Annotated in this window: 17 protein-coding genes; 6 read left to right on the top strand and 11 right to left on the bottom strand. The window is 36.3% G+C overall.

Annotation, left to right across the window (positions count from 1 at the left end):
• Window positions 1-144: 144 nt before the first annotated feature.
• The 4 genes from ASU31_RS04535 to ASU31_RS04515 all read left to right on the top strand — a co-directional run bounded on the left by ASU31_RS04535 (window position 145) and on the right by ASU31_RS04515 (window position 3,713).
• On the top strand, window positions 145-534 hold the full coding sequence (locus ASU31_RS04535; RefSeq protein ID WP_057931204.1) for an endonuclease domain-containing protein: 390 nt from the start codon (window positions 145-147) through the stop codon (window positions 532-534).
• Between the two features lie 139 nt (window positions 535-673).
• Entirely contained in the window at window positions 674-1,654 is a 981-nt protein-coding gene (locus ASU31_RS04530; RefSeq protein ID WP_057931203.1) for a M28 family peptidase, read from the top strand.
• Window positions 1,655-1,742: 88 nt separating this feature from the next.
• Window positions 1,743-2,600 (top strand): nuclear transport factor 2 family protein, encoded by an 858-nt coding sequence (locus ASU31_RS04525; RefSeq protein WP_057931202.1) that lies wholly within the window; start codon window positions 1,743-1,745, stop codon window positions 2,598-2,600.
• Window positions 2,601-2,828: 228 nt separating this feature from the next.
• Entirely contained in the window at window positions 2,829-3,713 is an 885-nt protein-coding gene (locus tag ASU31_RS04515; RefSeq protein ID WP_057931200.1) for a glycerophosphodiester phosphodiesterase family protein, read from the top strand.
• 79 nt (window positions 3,714-3,792) lie between these two features.
• Here the strand turns inward: ASU31_RS04515 and ASU31_RS04510 are convergent, their stop codons facing one another.
• From ASU31_RS04510 to ASU31_RS04465, 10 genes are all read right to left on the bottom strand, one after another.
• Window positions 3,793-3,981 (bottom strand): hypothetical protein, encoded by a 189-nt coding sequence (locus ASU31_RS04510; RefSeq protein WP_029280597.1) that lies wholly within the window; start codon window positions 3,979-3,981, stop codon window positions 3,793-3,795.
• Window positions 3,982-4,120: 139 nt separating this feature from the next.
• Window positions 4,121-4,642: a hypothetical protein gene (locus tag ASU31_RS04505; RefSeq protein WP_057931199.1), complete on the bottom strand. Its 522-nt coding sequence runs from the start codon at window positions 4,640-4,642 to the stop codon at window positions 4,121-4,123.
• A gap of 259 nt (window positions 4,643-4,901) precedes the next feature.
• On the bottom strand, window positions 4,902-5,405 hold the full coding sequence (locus tag ASU31_RS04500; protein ID WP_245224466.1) for a hypothetical protein: 504 nt from the start codon (window positions 5,403-5,405) through the stop codon (window positions 4,902-4,904).
• A complete protein-coding gene (locus tag ASU31_RS04495) occupies window positions 5,402-5,989 on the bottom strand; it encodes a class I SAM-dependent methyltransferase (RefSeq protein ID WP_057931198.1) in 588 nt (195 codons plus the stop codon). Before ASU31_RS04495 ends, ASU31_RS04500 begins: the two co-directional genes overlap by 4 nt.
• 10 nt (window positions 5,990-5,999) lie before the next feature.
• The gene (locus tag ASU31_RS27690; RefSeq protein ID WP_057931197.1) at window positions 6,000-6,488 is read right to left on the bottom strand and encodes a DinB family protein; all 489 of its coding nucleotides are present in this window, start codon (window positions 6,486-6,488) and stop codon (window positions 6,000-6,002) included.
• Window positions 6,489-7,028: 540 nt separating this feature from the next.
• On the bottom strand, window positions 7,029-7,418 hold the full coding sequence (locus ASU31_RS04485) for an RDD family protein (RefSeq protein WP_057931196.1): 390 nt from the start codon (window positions 7,416-7,418) through the stop codon (window positions 7,029-7,031).
• A 99-nt stretch (window positions 7,419-7,517) separates the two neighbouring features.
• Entirely contained in the window at window positions 7,518-8,135 is a 618-nt protein-coding gene (locus ASU31_RS04480) for an HD domain-containing protein (protein ID WP_209434956.1), read from the bottom strand.
• 140 nt (window positions 8,136-8,275) lie between these two features.
• Window positions 8,276-9,238 (bottom strand): AAA family ATPase, encoded by a 963-nt coding sequence (locus ASU31_RS04475; protein ID WP_029279992.1) that lies wholly within the window; start codon window positions 9,236-9,238, stop codon window positions 8,276-8,278.
• Between the two features lie 5 nt (window positions 9,239-9,243).
• Complete coding sequence (locus tag ASU31_RS04470; RefSeq protein ID WP_057931195.1) at window positions 9,244-10,602, bottom strand: peptidylprolyl isomerase; 1,359 nt, start codon at window positions 10,600-10,602, stop codon at window positions 9,244-9,246.
• A 54-nt stretch (window positions 10,603-10,656) separates the two neighbouring features.
• Window positions 10,657-11,139 (bottom strand): hypothetical protein, encoded by a 483-nt coding sequence (locus tag ASU31_RS04465; RefSeq protein ID WP_245224465.1) that lies wholly within the window; start codon window positions 11,137-11,139, stop codon window positions 10,657-10,659.
• 209 nt (window positions 11,140-11,348) lie between these two features.
• Between ASU31_RS04465 and ASU31_RS04460 the strand changes: the two genes are divergently transcribed.
• Both ASU31_RS04460 and ASU31_RS04455 read left to right on the top strand, forming a co-directional pair.
• On the top strand, window positions 11,349-12,002 hold the full coding sequence (locus ASU31_RS04460) for a hypothetical protein (protein WP_057931193.1): 654 nt from the start codon (window positions 11,349-11,351) through the stop codon (window positions 12,000-12,002).
• A 114-nt stretch (window positions 12,003-12,116) separates the two neighbouring features.
• A complete protein-coding gene (locus ASU31_RS04455; protein ID WP_057931192.1) occupies window positions 12,117-12,689 on the top strand; it encodes a non-canonical purine NTP diphosphatase in 573 nt (190 codons plus the stop codon).
• A gap of 154 nt (window positions 12,690-12,843) precedes the next feature.
• On the opposite strand, the gene ASU31_RS04450 is transcribed toward ASU31_RS04455, so the two are convergent.
• Window positions 12,844-15,273: an OstA-like protein gene (locus ASU31_RS04450; RefSeq protein WP_057931191.1), complete on the bottom strand. Its 2,430-nt coding sequence runs from the start codon at window positions 15,271-15,273 to the stop codon at window positions 12,844-12,846.
• Window positions 15,274-15,284: the final 11 nt, after the last annotated feature.

Below are 15,284 nucleotides of genomic sequence, written 5' to 3'. Positions count from 1 at the left end.
TGAATTATCGGGGAATCTGTCCCCCTTTGAAGGGGGCAGGGGGATGAAGAAGATCACATTTAATTTTAAAGATGAATAAAACAGCAAATTGTTTGCTATATTCATTTTTCGACTTTTTACTTCTAAGAAAAGATTTAAAACGCAATGGATAACAACAGCTACAATTCTAAATTAAAAACTTATGCTAGAGGCCATCGAAATGATAGTACAAAAGCAGAGATAAGAATGTGGTGTGAATTGTTGAGGAATAAAAAAATGCTGGGATATTCTTTCTTAAGACAGCGACCGATCGCAAATTATATTGCAGATTTTTTCTCAAAAGATTTAAAATTGGTTATCGAGGTTGATGGACTTTCACATGAATGGGAAGGTCAATTTGAAAAAGATAAAGCTCGTGAACTTATTCTGAATGCATTGGGTTTTCATGTCCTGAGGTTTAGTGATGATGAGGTAATGAACGATATCGAGAATGTGGATAGAACAATGCAGCATTTTATTGCAGAATGGGAGCAAGATCATCCCCGGATCCTTTGAATTGAAAGATTTTTTGCAGGGTCATCCCCCTGCCCCTTCAAAGGGGGAATGGACTATTCTCTAGCAATTAATTTGTCAGGGGGCAAGAGGGATGAGAGATAATCACACTACTTTAAATAATTTTCCGTTAAATTAAACAATGAATAAAAAACTTTTAATATTGCCTTTATTCGCATTAATCGCATTTCAGGCATGTCAGAATAAAACAAACCAAAATGCCGATGAAAATGGAGAAAAGCCTCTGCGTTTAGTTTCTCCAGATTTTAATGCCGATAGTGCTTATGCCTACACCAAGGCTCAGGTAGATTTTGGGCCACGGATTCCTGGAACTGAGGCGCACCAAAAATGTGCAGATTATTTGGTGGCAAAATTAAAGTCGTTCGGTGCTGTTGTAAGTATCCAGGGCGAGAAAACGCAAACTTATGATGGGAAAAGTTTTCAGCTGAAAAATATTGTTGCTGCTTTTAATCCAGATAAAAAAAAGAGAGTTTTAATTACGGCACACTGGGATGCCCGCCCGTTTTCTGACCAGGATACCGACCCTGCAAATCATGCGAAAGCTTTTGATGCTGCAAATGATGGGGCGAGCGGAGTGGCGGTGATTTTGGAAATGGCACGTCAGATTCAGCAGAAACAGCCAGATGTTGGAGTGGATTTTGTGTTGTGGGATTTAGAAGATTATGGCAAGGCTAATGATGAAACACCCGATGAAACTACGTGGTGTTTAGGCTCTCAATACTGGGCTAAAAAAGCAACGGCAACAGGATATAAAGCTTTATACGGCATTAACCTTGATATGGTTGGTGGTGGTAGCGCACAGTTTACACAGGATGAAATCTCACGTCAGGCTGCTCCAAACGTAGTAAATCAGGTTTGGGATATTGGAAATGAGATTGGTTATGCTTCTTACTTTACGAAAATTCCGAGCGGAAAATTAGTTGATGATCATTTTTGGATGAACAAAGCAGGTGTTCCTTCTATCGATATCATCCATTACAATGATAACAGTGGTTTTTATATCAATTGGCACACGCAATTGGATAACTTGGCCAATATTGATAAAAATACGTTGAAGGCCACCGGGCAAACTGTTTTAGAAACCATTTATAGAGAAAAATAGGTGGCCTTAATGTGTAATTGTTAATTACTTTTAAGACCATACACCAAAGAAAATTTTATATTCGCCAAACAATATTATATTATTAATAATGAAACAATTATTTTCAACTGCAATAGCTTCGCTTTTAGCCCTAGGTGCTTTTGCCCAAAAAAGTGACGGAACAACCAAATCTTTAGTAAATGCTGAGAAGGATTTTGCTAAGTCAATTGCCAAAAATGGAGATAAAGAAGCTTTTATAGACTATTCATCAACTAGTACTTTAGTGTTCAGACCAAACCCGGTTAATGCCAAAACTTTTTACGCGGCTAAGGCAAATGCTGAAAATGATGTAACATGGACTCCAAACCTGGCAAAAGTATCACGTAGTGGCGATTTAGGTTTTACTACAGGGCCATATGAAGTTGGTACTTCAGATAAAAAATACGGTCAATACTTATCAATCTGGAAACCAGAAAATGGCAGATGGAAATTAGCTATTGATTTAGGAACGGAAAGCAATAAACCTTTGGCTAAAGTTACGCCACAGTTTATTGAACCTAAAGATCATGTTGCACCAAAGTTCTTAAATGAAAAAGAAATTAAGGCTGGGAAAGAAATTATCTTAACCACCGAGAAAACATTAAATACTTTGTTAAAAACTCATGGAATTGCAGCATTTGGAGGTTTTTTAACCAACGATGCCCGTTTGCTTTTCCCAGGTAACGAAGCCATTGATGGAAAAGGAAAAATTATTGCTTTTTATAATGGAATGATCAGCAAAATTAACTTAAAAACAACAGGCGTAGATAAAGCAATCGGTAGTGATTTGGCTTATACCTATGGTGTTGCCACTATCGATTACAAAGCTGATTTGCGTGAAAGTTTTAACTATGTTTTCGTTTATGAAAAGGGAGCTGATGCAAGCTGGAACTTAATTGTACAGGCTTTTGTACCAGCAGAAAGATAAATAACAAATGTGAATTAAAGAGGGCTCTCCATAAAAAGAAGCCCTTTTTTTATGCTTGCAGTTATGGTCTGATCTAGCCCTGATCCGATAGCTATCGGATGGAGTGGCATCTTGAAGCTTAGCGAAAAGATATAACGGAAAGCAGGCACAAACATTAAATAGAAGCACGGTTTTTGCGCTCCAAAATTATTACCACCAATAAAATTATTCATTTTACGTTTAAAATTCATGCATAAAAAATTCCTTCTGCTCTCAACTCTAATTTTATTGTTTTTTCATGTTTCTGCCCAAAAAAAGAAATTCGATGTGCAGGGTAAAGCTGGTGCACGCGGGATTATGCCCGAAAATACCATTGAAGGCATGTTAAAAGCTATCGATTTAGGCGTTACCACCTTAGAGATGGATGCTGTGATTTCGAAAGATAAACAAGTGGTGCTTTCGCAAGAGCCTTACTTTAACAACGAGATTTCTTTACAGCCCAACGGTAAGCCGATTACACTAAAAGACCAAAAGAATTATAACATTTACAAGATGGACTATGAGGAGATTAAAAAGTTTGATGTAGGCAGCAAAGTCCATAACCGCTTTCCTGGACAGATGAAGTTTAAAGCTTACAAACCGCTGCTTTCTGAAACAATAGATGCGGTTGAGGCTTATGTTAAAGAACACAAACTCGCAAAACCTGTATATAGCATCGAAACGAAAACGATTAAAAAAGGTGATAATGAATTTCATCCGGAGCCTGCAGAATTTGTAGAGTTGATTATGGATGTAATTAATTCGAAAAAACTTGCCAAAAGAGTGATTATTGAATCTTTTGATATGCGTACGCTGCAATACCTCCACGAGAAATATCCCAAAATACAAACCTCATTATTGATTGATGAAAAAGAGCCTTTTGAAGATTATATTGAGAAATTAGGTTTTAAACCGACTATTTATAGCCCTTACTCGGTTTTGGTTGGTAAGGGTTTGGTAGACCGTTGTCACGAAATGGGTATTAAAATTATCCCTTGGACGGTTAATACGGTAAAGGAAGTAAATTATTTTATGAGCCTCGGAGTAGACGGCATCATTACCGATTTTCCGAACATCATGGGGCAACTTAAATAGTAAGAAATAAGGGGATACAAAAAAAGCGTTCAGATTTAAAATCGGAACGCTTTTTTTATGCTTTTATAACTCGAAAATCCTAGTGGTGTGCTTCTGGTTTTTCGTGCGCTGCTTCAGTTTTTTCATGATGAGCAGGTGCTTCTTCGTGGTTAAAGATTGGTCTGGTGAAATAAACAACCAATAATAAAACCAGAATCCATGCCGTTAATGGTAAAGCCCAAATGCCTTTTGTTTGCTGAACCGGTGCGTGTGAATCGTGAGCTGACATATCGAATATTTTTGATTTAAAGATTTATGCTTTGTAATTGTGCGGTAAAGATAGTAACAAAATTAAAATAACAAGGGCAATTCGGTGAATTGTATTTTAAGATTAACGGCTAGTTAAAAAGGATAAAAGGCAGCGCCCTTTATCCCTGTAAATCGTAAATCATTGCTTTTGTGCTGTTCATTTTGCTCTTAATACGGTTTTGGTGCTCCCGTAAAGTGCTTTGCTCATCCTGAATGGCATTAAACAGTTCGGCTTTTTTGAAATAGTTTGCCGCTTCTGTAAAATTTTGCTGTTGCTCAGCATGCAGCCCCAAACATTCGTAAATGTGTGCTTCGCAAACACCAGGCACAAGCAAAGCCTTTTCTGCAACCTGTTTCACCAATTTGTGCATTTTAAGTGTAATCACAAGTTCCAGATAGGGTTTATAAACCTCGGGGAAATCATGATCCAGCTCAATGCAGCGTTTGTAATAATAACCCGCGGTTTTATAATCTTTAAAATGGTTCTGATAAATATCGCCCAACTGAAAATAAGCTCTTGCATAATCAGGGTCGAAAACAATAATTTCGTTAAAATACTGAAGTGCTTTGGGTAATTCGCCCCAGTGCAACTCTTCAATGGCCTGTAGATACTTTTCTTCTACAGTGGTATAAATGTCCATAACGGATATAATTAATTTTGATAAGCGGTTAAATGCCGATCAAATGCGTAATAAATTGATTTTAAATGTGGGTTTTGTTTGTTGAAACTTAAAACCGCGCTAAGGGTTGGGAAGGAAATTTAAGTCAATACCCAAGCCCTTTATGCCACAAGACGGGCTAAAGCTTAATTGTTGGATATGTAGTTGACATAGCATTTCTGTAAATTTTGATGCAAAGATATTTATTTTCAGCGAATTGCAAATTTTAAAATAAAATTTTCTAATGGATTACGTGTGCGAGATAAATGATGCAATAACTCAATAAACAAAATGCACTATTATAATTTAACGAATGGAACAGATTTTCTAAACGTTGCTGGGTATCGATAATTTTAGCCGCTATAAACCAAAAAAATAATGAAATGCCGATGTCTAAAAAGTCGAAATGACCATTGGTAATGTGGAGTAATTGAAACAGTTCGAGTACTACAACGAATAAAAGTGGAATGAAAACACAATTGATGCGTTTTTTGAAAAGATCAAAATAAAATTCCTTTGAGGTTAAGGTGATGCAGAAAACCCATAAACCCTCAGGAAGTGAATAGATCAGGTACTCATTTAGTGGCAAGCTTGCTGTGACAGTCTGTTTTAAGCTTTGGTAGGTTTTGAAGGAGATCAGCTGAATGATAATTTGGTTTACCAAGGTTTTATCAGTCCTGTAAAATACATATATGAACAGGCTGATTATCAGGGCAAATAAAATATACCAATAGTGCTTTTTCAAGGTTTGGTGAAAATTAGAATTTTAAAATAAGAGAATGGTTTTAAAGCAATTTCTTTTTCAAGTTCAAACTGATTAATCGCTTTAATATTCTCTATGTAAAATAAAGATTTTAAATGGAACCATCCAGAACAAAAATTAAATAGCCGATCCAAGTATTTTAGCCAATTATTTGGTGTAAAGTGATTTAGAATTAAGAGTTTTCCACCTGGTTTCAAAACATGGTGGCATTGCATGAGTAATTTTTCAGGCTGATCTGCAACCGCAATTATATGCGATAATACCACATAGTCGAAACTATTTTCTGCAAACTCGAGTTGTTCGCCATTCATTTGGAATAACTCAATTTCGCCGATTGAATTCTTTTTAGCCGCATTGAGCATTGATGTAGAAATTTCTATCCCGGTAATTTTGTGGCTTTTATAAAGTGGGAAATGAGATCCATTACCAACACCGATTTCGAGCAGGTTTCCATAGGGCAATTGATTAATCTCATCGAAAAATTTTTTCTTTTGCGGTTTAAGAAAAATATCGACCAGTGGATATAAAAATGAAAACCGGTTATAGAAATTGGTTTGAGCGCTCAATTTTTTAGTTTTAAGAATTAAATTGAATTAAAGCATTTTTAATCTGCCGCCTATGCCTTAAAATATGAACGATGGCATGCTCTAACATTTGTTCTACATCGTATTGCTGTCCCCACCTTGTGTTTATCTTTTTCGATTGATCGAACTCTTCCATGGTGATGTCGGGATTTCTGGTGAAAAAGTCCTCGTTATATTTAAGTGCTTCCCGGAGTCTTGAGATATAAGGTGTGATGTGATCAAACTGCAGTCGTTCTGGTCTTGTTGTTTGCAATCCAATAGAATTTTCGATATACACCGCATAACTGAACATCGAAGCGGTTACATGCGTTAAGATAGTTTGAATGGAAATGCAATCTGGATTTGAACTTTCTGGCTCAATGGTTTTAATCAGTTGATGCGGACTAATTGGTTCGATTACCGCAATAAGTTCATCAATTGCCTTTTTATATTCATCCATCAGTGCGGCTATAGCACCGGTAAGTTTATTGGCACCCATCATAAAACAAATATAATTGTTTGGGATGAATTTTGTGTTGCGAGGCTCTTTGTCGGTCTGGATTTGCAATCCGGATCTTTTGTATTTATAATCCACTAATAAAAGGATTGAAAATCCTGACTAACAAAGTTTAAGTTAACAGATCGATTATTCCAATGTAGAGTGGTAAAGGAATCATTGCGGTAATCACAATGAATTCATTTTTAGATTGTCCTATATTTACCAAAGTAAGAACTAGAAATGTTATGAAATAGATGCATGATAGAAACATTATGGAAATAAACATACCAAAATCAGGCATCCCGCATCTTGGGGTAGAGCTAGTTGGTAAACTATGAAAAAACATAAAACAAAACACCCAGCTTCTGATATAAAAGCAAAGAAATATTAAAGAAATAATTCTCCTTCTAACAAATGCGAACACTGTTTTTATGAACTGCATGTTTATCCTTAATACATGTAGTATAGAAAGGTAACCTAAACATTTTATTAGACAGGATTTGCAATAGCGGATAACAAATCGTCAGTCAAAATGGGAGGAAATTAAAGCTTTATCATTACACTACCTGAGGCAAGATCATGAATGGCTCTTCTCTGTAGGTTTGAATTGATGGTTAAAAAGGAGATCCAACCCAAAGACAGTTTTATTGGGTACCGGAGAATAGCTTGTCCGATATTGATTTTCTGGTGAATGTTCTCATTTTTCCTTACTCTGATTCCTTTAATGTAATTACCGATGGTGCAGCCAAATGTCATGAAAAGTGGTTCATAAATCACAAAAAGAAATGCAAATAATAAGATTCGTACCCACTCCGGAACGTTGTTAAAACCGTCAAGTATATTAGAGAAAACCACCATAAGAATGATGATGATTATAGTATCGATAAATGTAGATTGTAATCTTTCTACCAGACTTGGGTATTTTTCTTCCATTTTGAGTGCGATAATTTATTTTAGGATATTAAGTTAAAAATAATAATATTTTTCGTTAGTCTGAATTTGCAATCTACAATATAAGGATTAAAATCCCAGCTAACTAAGTTGTTCTAACTCGAGCCGTAAATTTGATTTTGCCTGGCTTTCAAATTTGTGATAAAAATAATCTGTTTTAAAAATCCGTTCCATTTTTATGAAATGTTCCAGAACCTTTTTTCGTCCTGGATTATAAATGAGATCTGGATAAACTGAATATTCTTTTCTTACGTTTTGCGAATAAGTAGTATAGTTTTCTAAGCTTTGGCCTAATATAGAAAGATCTGCATCAGTAAAATAATTTGTATCTGATTCAGGATAAGCAAGGTGTTTTTTAGTGGCTATTATTTGAGTTTTGCAGTTATTGATAATGTAATTGGGAACTGAAATCTGCGTCATTCTCTTCTGGGCGAGTTCGGCGCTTTTCTCTTCATTGTCCGATTTTAAAGCGTTATAAATAATGTCATGATAGAACATTGTAAATAGAATACTTTCCCAACTTTCAATGTTAACTTTTACTTCAGTAAGCTGTGTCAACAAGTTATCAAGATGTGAAAGTGTATGATAATATCTTTTTTTATGAGTGTAGCTTTTCTCAATCTCAGCCCAAAATTCGGCTATTATAAGGTTGCTAGCCGTATAATTTGTTAAGAGATTAGTGAATGTTTCTTTTAGCACGACGTTTTGCGAATAGATCGACACAAGATACAGATTGGAGTTGACTTTTCCTGTTGTATTGTGGCTTTGTAATCCACTAATAAAAGTTAAAAGTTCTGGCTCATCAGACGGGATTGCAAATCCTGACTAGCTAAATGCTACTACAATAAATCTTTAATGATTTTCTCTATTGATAAGCCCTCTGCCTCTGCACGGTAGTTACGCACAATACGGTGACGTAAAATAGGCTCAGCAACAGCTTTAACATCTTCAATATCTGGCGAGTATTTTCCCGTTACGGCGGCATGGCATTTTGCGCCTAACACTAAAAACTGCGAGGCACGGGGACCAGCACCCCAGCTGATGTATTTATTAACTGCATCGGTAGCAAACTCGCTATTAGGGCGGGTTTTAGCAGCAAGTTTTACAGCATATTCCAAAACATTATCGGTAATGGGAATATCGCGGATTAGTTTCTGGAAATATTGAATATCATCTGCATGGATAATTTTCTGCAGTTGAACGGTTTTATTGCTGGTCGTGTTTTTTACGATGTTCAACTCATCTGCAAAGGCAGGATAATTTAACTGAATATTGAACATGAAACGATCTAACTGAGCTTCGGGTAGGGGGTAAGTTCCTTCCTGCTCAATAGGGTTTTGTGTGGCCAAAACGAAAAATGGTTTTGGTAAAATATGAGTTTGCCCGGCTGCGGTAACCGATTTCTCCTGCATGGCTTCTAGTAAGGCGGCCTGAGTTTTTGGTGGAGTACGGTTAATCTCATCAGCGAGGATAATATTAGAAAAAACAGGCCCTTTTATAAATTTAAAGTGCCTGTCTTCTCCTAAAATCTCTGCGCCAATAATATCGCTTGGCATTAAATCGGGTGTAAACTGGATACGGTTAAAATCGAGGTCTAAAACAGAAGCTACCGTTTGTACAAGTAAAGTTTTAGCTAATCCTGGTACGCCAACCAACAGACAATGTCCGTTACTAAAAATGGCGATTAAAACAGATTTAATGATGTCATCTTGTCCAACTACTACTTTGCTTATTTCGGCTTTAATGTTGTTGAAAGATTGATGAAGTGCATCAACAGCTTCTACTTCGTTCTTATACTGCATTGGTGTTATTTTGCGGCTGTGGTTTTAGTCCAGATTTTTAATTCATCACAGGTATTAAATTCATCGTCGATTTTGATGTAAGTGCTTTCGCGACGTTTTTCAAACCATTCGCTTAAAGTACGATTAATTTTATCACTTTGCGCCGCATCTCTGATTTTTGGAAAATCTTGAACTAAGTTTGCTTTGTGCGGTGGAATTTTAGATTTTAAATATAAAATGCGGTACCCTTGTTTTCCATCAGCTGCAGTAAATAAATCTGGCTTAGAAATACCGCCAATTTTCATGCTATCGATTACCAAAAACACCGAAGGGTCTAATTTATCAACAGGGATAAAGGTACTTCTTGCCTGAACGTTTTCGGCATTAAGCATCATACCACCATTATATTTACTCTCTTTATTATCTGAATAAAGGTTTGCCGCCGCCGCGAAACTTAACTTTTTACCGATAATATTGTTGTAAATGCTATCTGCATGCAATTTTAAACGGGTTAAACTTTCTGGTGTAGTTTTAGGCATAATTAAAATATGTCTAACGTGTACTTGCTCGCCTCTACGCTCTAAAACCTGTAAAAAGTGGAAACCATAATCTGTTTCGAATACAGGTGAAATTTCTCCAGCTTTCAGTTTAAATGCCCAGGCAGTAAACTCTTTAACCATGGTATTCCTGTCGATAAAACCGTAATCACCACCATCGGCAGCAGAACCTGGATCTTCAGAATAGGTTTTAGCTAACACACCCATATCTTCGCCACTTTTAACCCTTAAACGAAGGGCTTCAATTTTATCGCGGAATTTTTGTTTTTCAGCTCTTGTTAACTGCGGGTTTAAAATCACCTCACCAACTTCTACCTCTGTATTAAATTCGGGGATGCTATCACCTAAAGATTTGAAATATTTTTCAACCTCCATTGGCGTAACATTAATGTTTTCGGTGATTTTTTGTTGCATTTTCTGTGCAATCAACTCATCTTTTACTGATGGTCTGATCTCATCTTTATACTGCAGAACAGATTTGTTTAGGAACTGCTCTAAACGCTCCTGGCCACCTGCACGTTGCATACTATAACGCATACGCTTGTTCACCTCATCATCAACAGCACCGTCTTCAACCATTACCGAATCGATTTCGGCCTGTTGTTTAAGCAGCTTTTGGGTTAAGGTTTGTTGTAGGATTTTACATTTAATCTCGTTGTTAGGCTGGTTACCCTGATAAAGATATTGAGTGTATTGTTGGTTTAAATCTGATAGCAGGATAATATTATTTCCTACAACAGCAGCAACTTTATCTACAGTATGCTTTTGAGCGAAACTGTTTAAAAACAGGCAAATTAAAGCGGTTGCTACTAAAAAAACTTTCTTCATTCTATTTGTTATATTTTGCAAATTTAATACTTATGGTCAAAAAAAATCAGTTGGTTATAACTTGGCAAGTTTTTTTAGCTCGTTTTCGTTAATTTTGATCTGATATTTTTGTTTTAGGCTTTTTAGCCATTTTTCTTCTAAACTTAGTTGGTAATCGGCAATTACCTCTCCTCTAACTTCGCTTAAGGGTTTATTGTAATTTTGTTGGTTTTTTGTGTAAAATTCATTTATAGCCTGCTCGTCTTCCTGTGCTTTGTTCCATATTTTTTGTTCCGAAACATTGAACATTAAAACACCTTCGCGGTATTCATTCAATAAAAAATCGCGGTCTTTATTGCTGACCCCAACTTTTTTATGTGTGGTTAATGCATCTTCATAGGTTTTGATTTCCTCCTGGTAGCTTGTGTTTTTATCCAAGCCCATTTCACGGGCATCCAAAACTTTAAGTTTAAAATTTATGTACAAGTTTAAATAAGCTTGCAAAGTATCGTATGCAGCGCTGATGTTTCCATTGTGGCTTTTTTTGTATGCCCACATAAACTCTTTGGCACTTATTGATTTACCATTTACCACAGCCACGTTTTGTGCAAACGAAATGCTATAAATAAAGCTAAAAACAAATAGGCAATAAGCTTTCCTCACGCAGAGCACTCTATAAATTTTAAGGGATAAAAGTAACAATTAGCGACGCTATTATAAGATATTTAACTAATTTTAACAGAAATTATTATCCAACAAAAATACGAATGGAAAACCAGGTTACCAACAATGCGAATGCTTTACGTTTATTTTTTACTGAAGAGGTTTTTTTGGTAAAGGATGAAAGCGTAGAAATTCTGCCTTTACGTAATCCAGAGCCAGTTTTTGCTGTCGGAAATGTTTCCGATACTGAAGTGAAAGAACCAGTTTTAAAACCAGAAACAACACAAATTTCTGGGATTAATCCTACAAATGTACCTAAAGTTTATACGCAAGCTCCTGAAATTCCGCATATTGTGGCCGAACCATTGCCCGAAAAAACGTTTAAATTTTTAGGTGGAAATAAAAAATCAGTGCTGATTTTGGTTAACGATAATGAACATGATGTAAGTACTGAGCAGGGCAGAGAACTGTTGCGGAAAATTGTTAAAGCTGTAGATTTAGGTACACCTGATTTTGCTATTCTAAATTATTCGAATTATAAGGGAACTGATTTCGAGGAATTGCACCGGTTTTTTAAACCGGCCATTATGTTATCTTTTGGTGTAGAGATTGCCGACTTGAGGCTGAACCTTACCTGGCAGAATGAAATCATTGTTCACGAAACCACCAGGATTATCTTTGCTCCAAATCTCCATCATCTGGATAGCGATTTAACTGCTAAGAAAACGCTTTGGGGGCACCTTCAGAAAATTAAATAGCAGCTTCGCAAGCGTATCAAGTATTGAGAATAAGTATCAAGTGCGAGATATGGCATTTTAATTCGGCTCTTAAAACCTTAAACCCTACACCTTAAACCTTTTACCTTCCCTAAGATGAAAAAACTTGTATTTGCCACCAACAATCTACATAAAACCGAAGAAATACGTGCTGCACTTGAAGGTAAATATGAGGTGCTGAATCTGGAAGATATTGGTTGTTTCGTTGATATTCCTGAAACTGCAGATACCTTTGAAGGAAATGCTACCTTAAAAAGCAGCTACGTGGTCGAACATTTTGGTTTGGACTGTTTCGCAGATGATAGCGGTTTAGAGGTAGATGCTTTGAATAACGAACCAGGTGTTTATTCTGCCCGATATTCGGGAAGCAGGGATAGCTTAGAAAATATTGAACTGGTTTTAACTAAGCTTGAGGGGAGCCGCAACAGAAAAGCAAGGTTTAAAACAGTGATCTCATTAATGCAGGATGGTAAAAACCATATTTTTGAAGGTTTAATTGAAGGAACAATCAGGACAGGGTTATCAGGTTCAAAGGGTTTCGGTTATGACCCTATTTTCCAGCCAGATGGCTACAATATCACTTTTGCCGAAATGGATATGGCTGAAAAGAATAAAATTAGCCATAGGGCTATTGCACTAAAAAAGATGTTGGAATTTTTGAAGGGATAGGGGGTATAGGCTTTACCAGATTATTAAATTTTGATGGGTCTTCATTTCGACCGTGGTGTTCCGAAGGAACTCCTTTGGAGGGGAAATCTTTGAATTTTTCATCAAAAGATTTCTCCATTCCGCTGCGCTCCAGTCGAAATGACGATCATACTTATTACATTTTACCAACTACCTTTTTCAACTGAACAGAATCTTTTTTCACCTGTACGGAGTCCTTTTTGGGTAAAATGGGTTTAATGCCAAAATTGGCCGTGTCTGCTGGTTTAGCTTGTGGCAATTTCTTATCCACATTTAAGCTGTCTTTCCCCAATGTGATTTTCGGTTTAACAGCAGGTGCCGTTGTTGATGGTTTATTTACTGGGCCTGTGGTTTTAGTGCCAGCTACAGTTTTACCTGCAGCAGTTTTTGCCTTTACTTTGGGTTTAGGTTTTCCAGATGAGCCAATGGCATCTTTCTTTGATTTTGGGCGCTCGGTAGGTTTCCACGAAAATCCTTTTAATACATGATCTTTTGCAATCGTGTTTTCCGGATTCAAAGCTCCTTCTATTCCCTTGATATAAACAATTTCCTCAATTGCATTTTCCTTATCCTTAAAGATGAATTTTATCCTGCTGCTTAAGGTTTGATTCATTTCTTTATACACCTTTGTACTGTCATCCTGGGTATAATAAATACTTTCGGCATTGCCATCCACATAGAGGTTCTTAAATTTACCATCCTTAAAGAAACCAGTCATTAACCTTCCTTTTATTTGGTTAAACCTTAACGAATCTTTTGGTGTATTTACTAAAAATGCATTTCTAAATGCCTGTAAATTGTTTAGTTTTTTATTCTTGAACTGAACAAATATCGTATCGCCAACCTGTTGAGAACCTTCTGACCAGATAATCGGATTACTGTAGCAACGTAGCGTAGAATCGGCACTGGTGTAAAACAGACTGTCGGTTTTGGCCTGTATATTCGTTTTAAAAATCTTAACGCCATGGTAAGCCTTAATGATACGGGTTTGAACAGTATCAGCCGGGTTAAATTTGGCTGTATCAGTCTTTAATATTCCTGGCTTTAAGTTTCCTAGCGCTTTTGTTAAACTATCTTTGGCGCCAGATTTTGTTATCTTTTTTTGCAGGCTATCGATTTTTGTTTTTGAAATATCCTTTACAATTGGAGAGGCCTTATCGGCGATCTTTTTTTGCAAACTATCGCTTTTTGTTTTCGATAAATCCTTTACTATCGAATTGGCTTTATCAGCCAGCTTTTTCAGGCTATCGGTTTTAAGTTTAGGCAGATTTTTGATAATGGAGTCAGCCTTTCCCTTTAACATATTGTTTTTTTGCAAGCTGTCTGGATTAAGCTTGGGCAGTCCTTTGCCAAGTGAGTCTACTTTCGATTTTAAGCTATCGATGCTTTTATCTTTGAGGTTAAGCTGTTCATCTGTTTCGGCATCGCCTTTGTTCTTTTTCTTTTTATCAGCCCTGCTATTTTTACGCTTATTTCTGTCTTCTTTTTGGGTAGATTCTGTTTCTGGTTTATATTTTGGCTCCCCTTTTTCTTTCTTTTCTCCGGTATCTTCATCATCTTCGCCAACCTGATTATCGGCTTTAATCGAAATTTTAGGGATTAGCTTTAAGGTTTTTTGTAGCACCATCTGCGTTTCTAAAGTATCTGCACCCATCCATAAACTATCAGGTCTTTTTTTATTCTTCACCATTATAGAATCTTCCGTGCCTATACCCAGATATGCATTTCGGGTAACCAATGTTCTTTGATCCAGTTTATAGTAATAGCCCAAATCGCCGAACATTTTCATCTTATCTTTTGTGTCAGAAAAAACAATGTTTTTTACTGCTTTACCAACCCCTTTCTTACCATAATAATATAAACTATCTCCTTTTAACGATCTGGTGCCTTGTGTATATAGGTTTTTCTTTCCAAAAAAAGCATCCTCAGTCATCGTATTATACTGACCATTTTCGGTGTAAAGATTATCGTCTTTTCCCTTGATATTGGTAGGGCCATAAAAGTAGGTCCATTTATCCTGGGTATTATAGCTCATTGTATCCGATTTTATAACCGATTGAGGCGTAACTACTACTACATCATATTTAAAGTAGGCTACGTTTCTTTCGCTAAAATAATAGCCGTTTTTACTCGTTAAGGTTACTTCTTTGTTTACAATTTTACCCCCACTGGTGTAAGTTCCTATTTTTGTAAGTGTATTATAATCTAAAATGTTGGTCGTCAAAATCGACGTGGGATCGATCATCTTCACATTTCCGGTTAAATGCGCATGTTTTTTATTCCCATCATACTCCAATTGATCTGAATAAATATCGGTGGTAAGCTGGTTGATGTGTACATTTTTAAAAGCTTCGAAATAGTTTCGTTCGCTATAAAACACGGCACTATCGCAGGTCAAAGTTGCGTTATCTTGTTGAAAAACAGGGTTTCGCAGGTAGCTGATTTTTTTCTTGGTATCGCCAGTTATCTTGGAAAATGAAACGATTTTAATCTTCGAAGCGGGTTGCTGACCGAATAAAAATACTGGACTGATTAAAAGAAATAAAAAGACAAATAGTTTTTGCACACTACAAAGTT

The organism is Pedobacter ginsenosidimutans (assembly GCF_001442625.1).
GTDB lineage: Bacteria > Bacteroidota > Bacteroidia > Sphingobacteriales > Sphingobacteriaceae > Pedobacter > Pedobacter ginsenosidimutans.
Note: the sequence above shows the minus strand (reverse complement) of the source record. Positions and strands in the feature narration are given on the sequence as shown.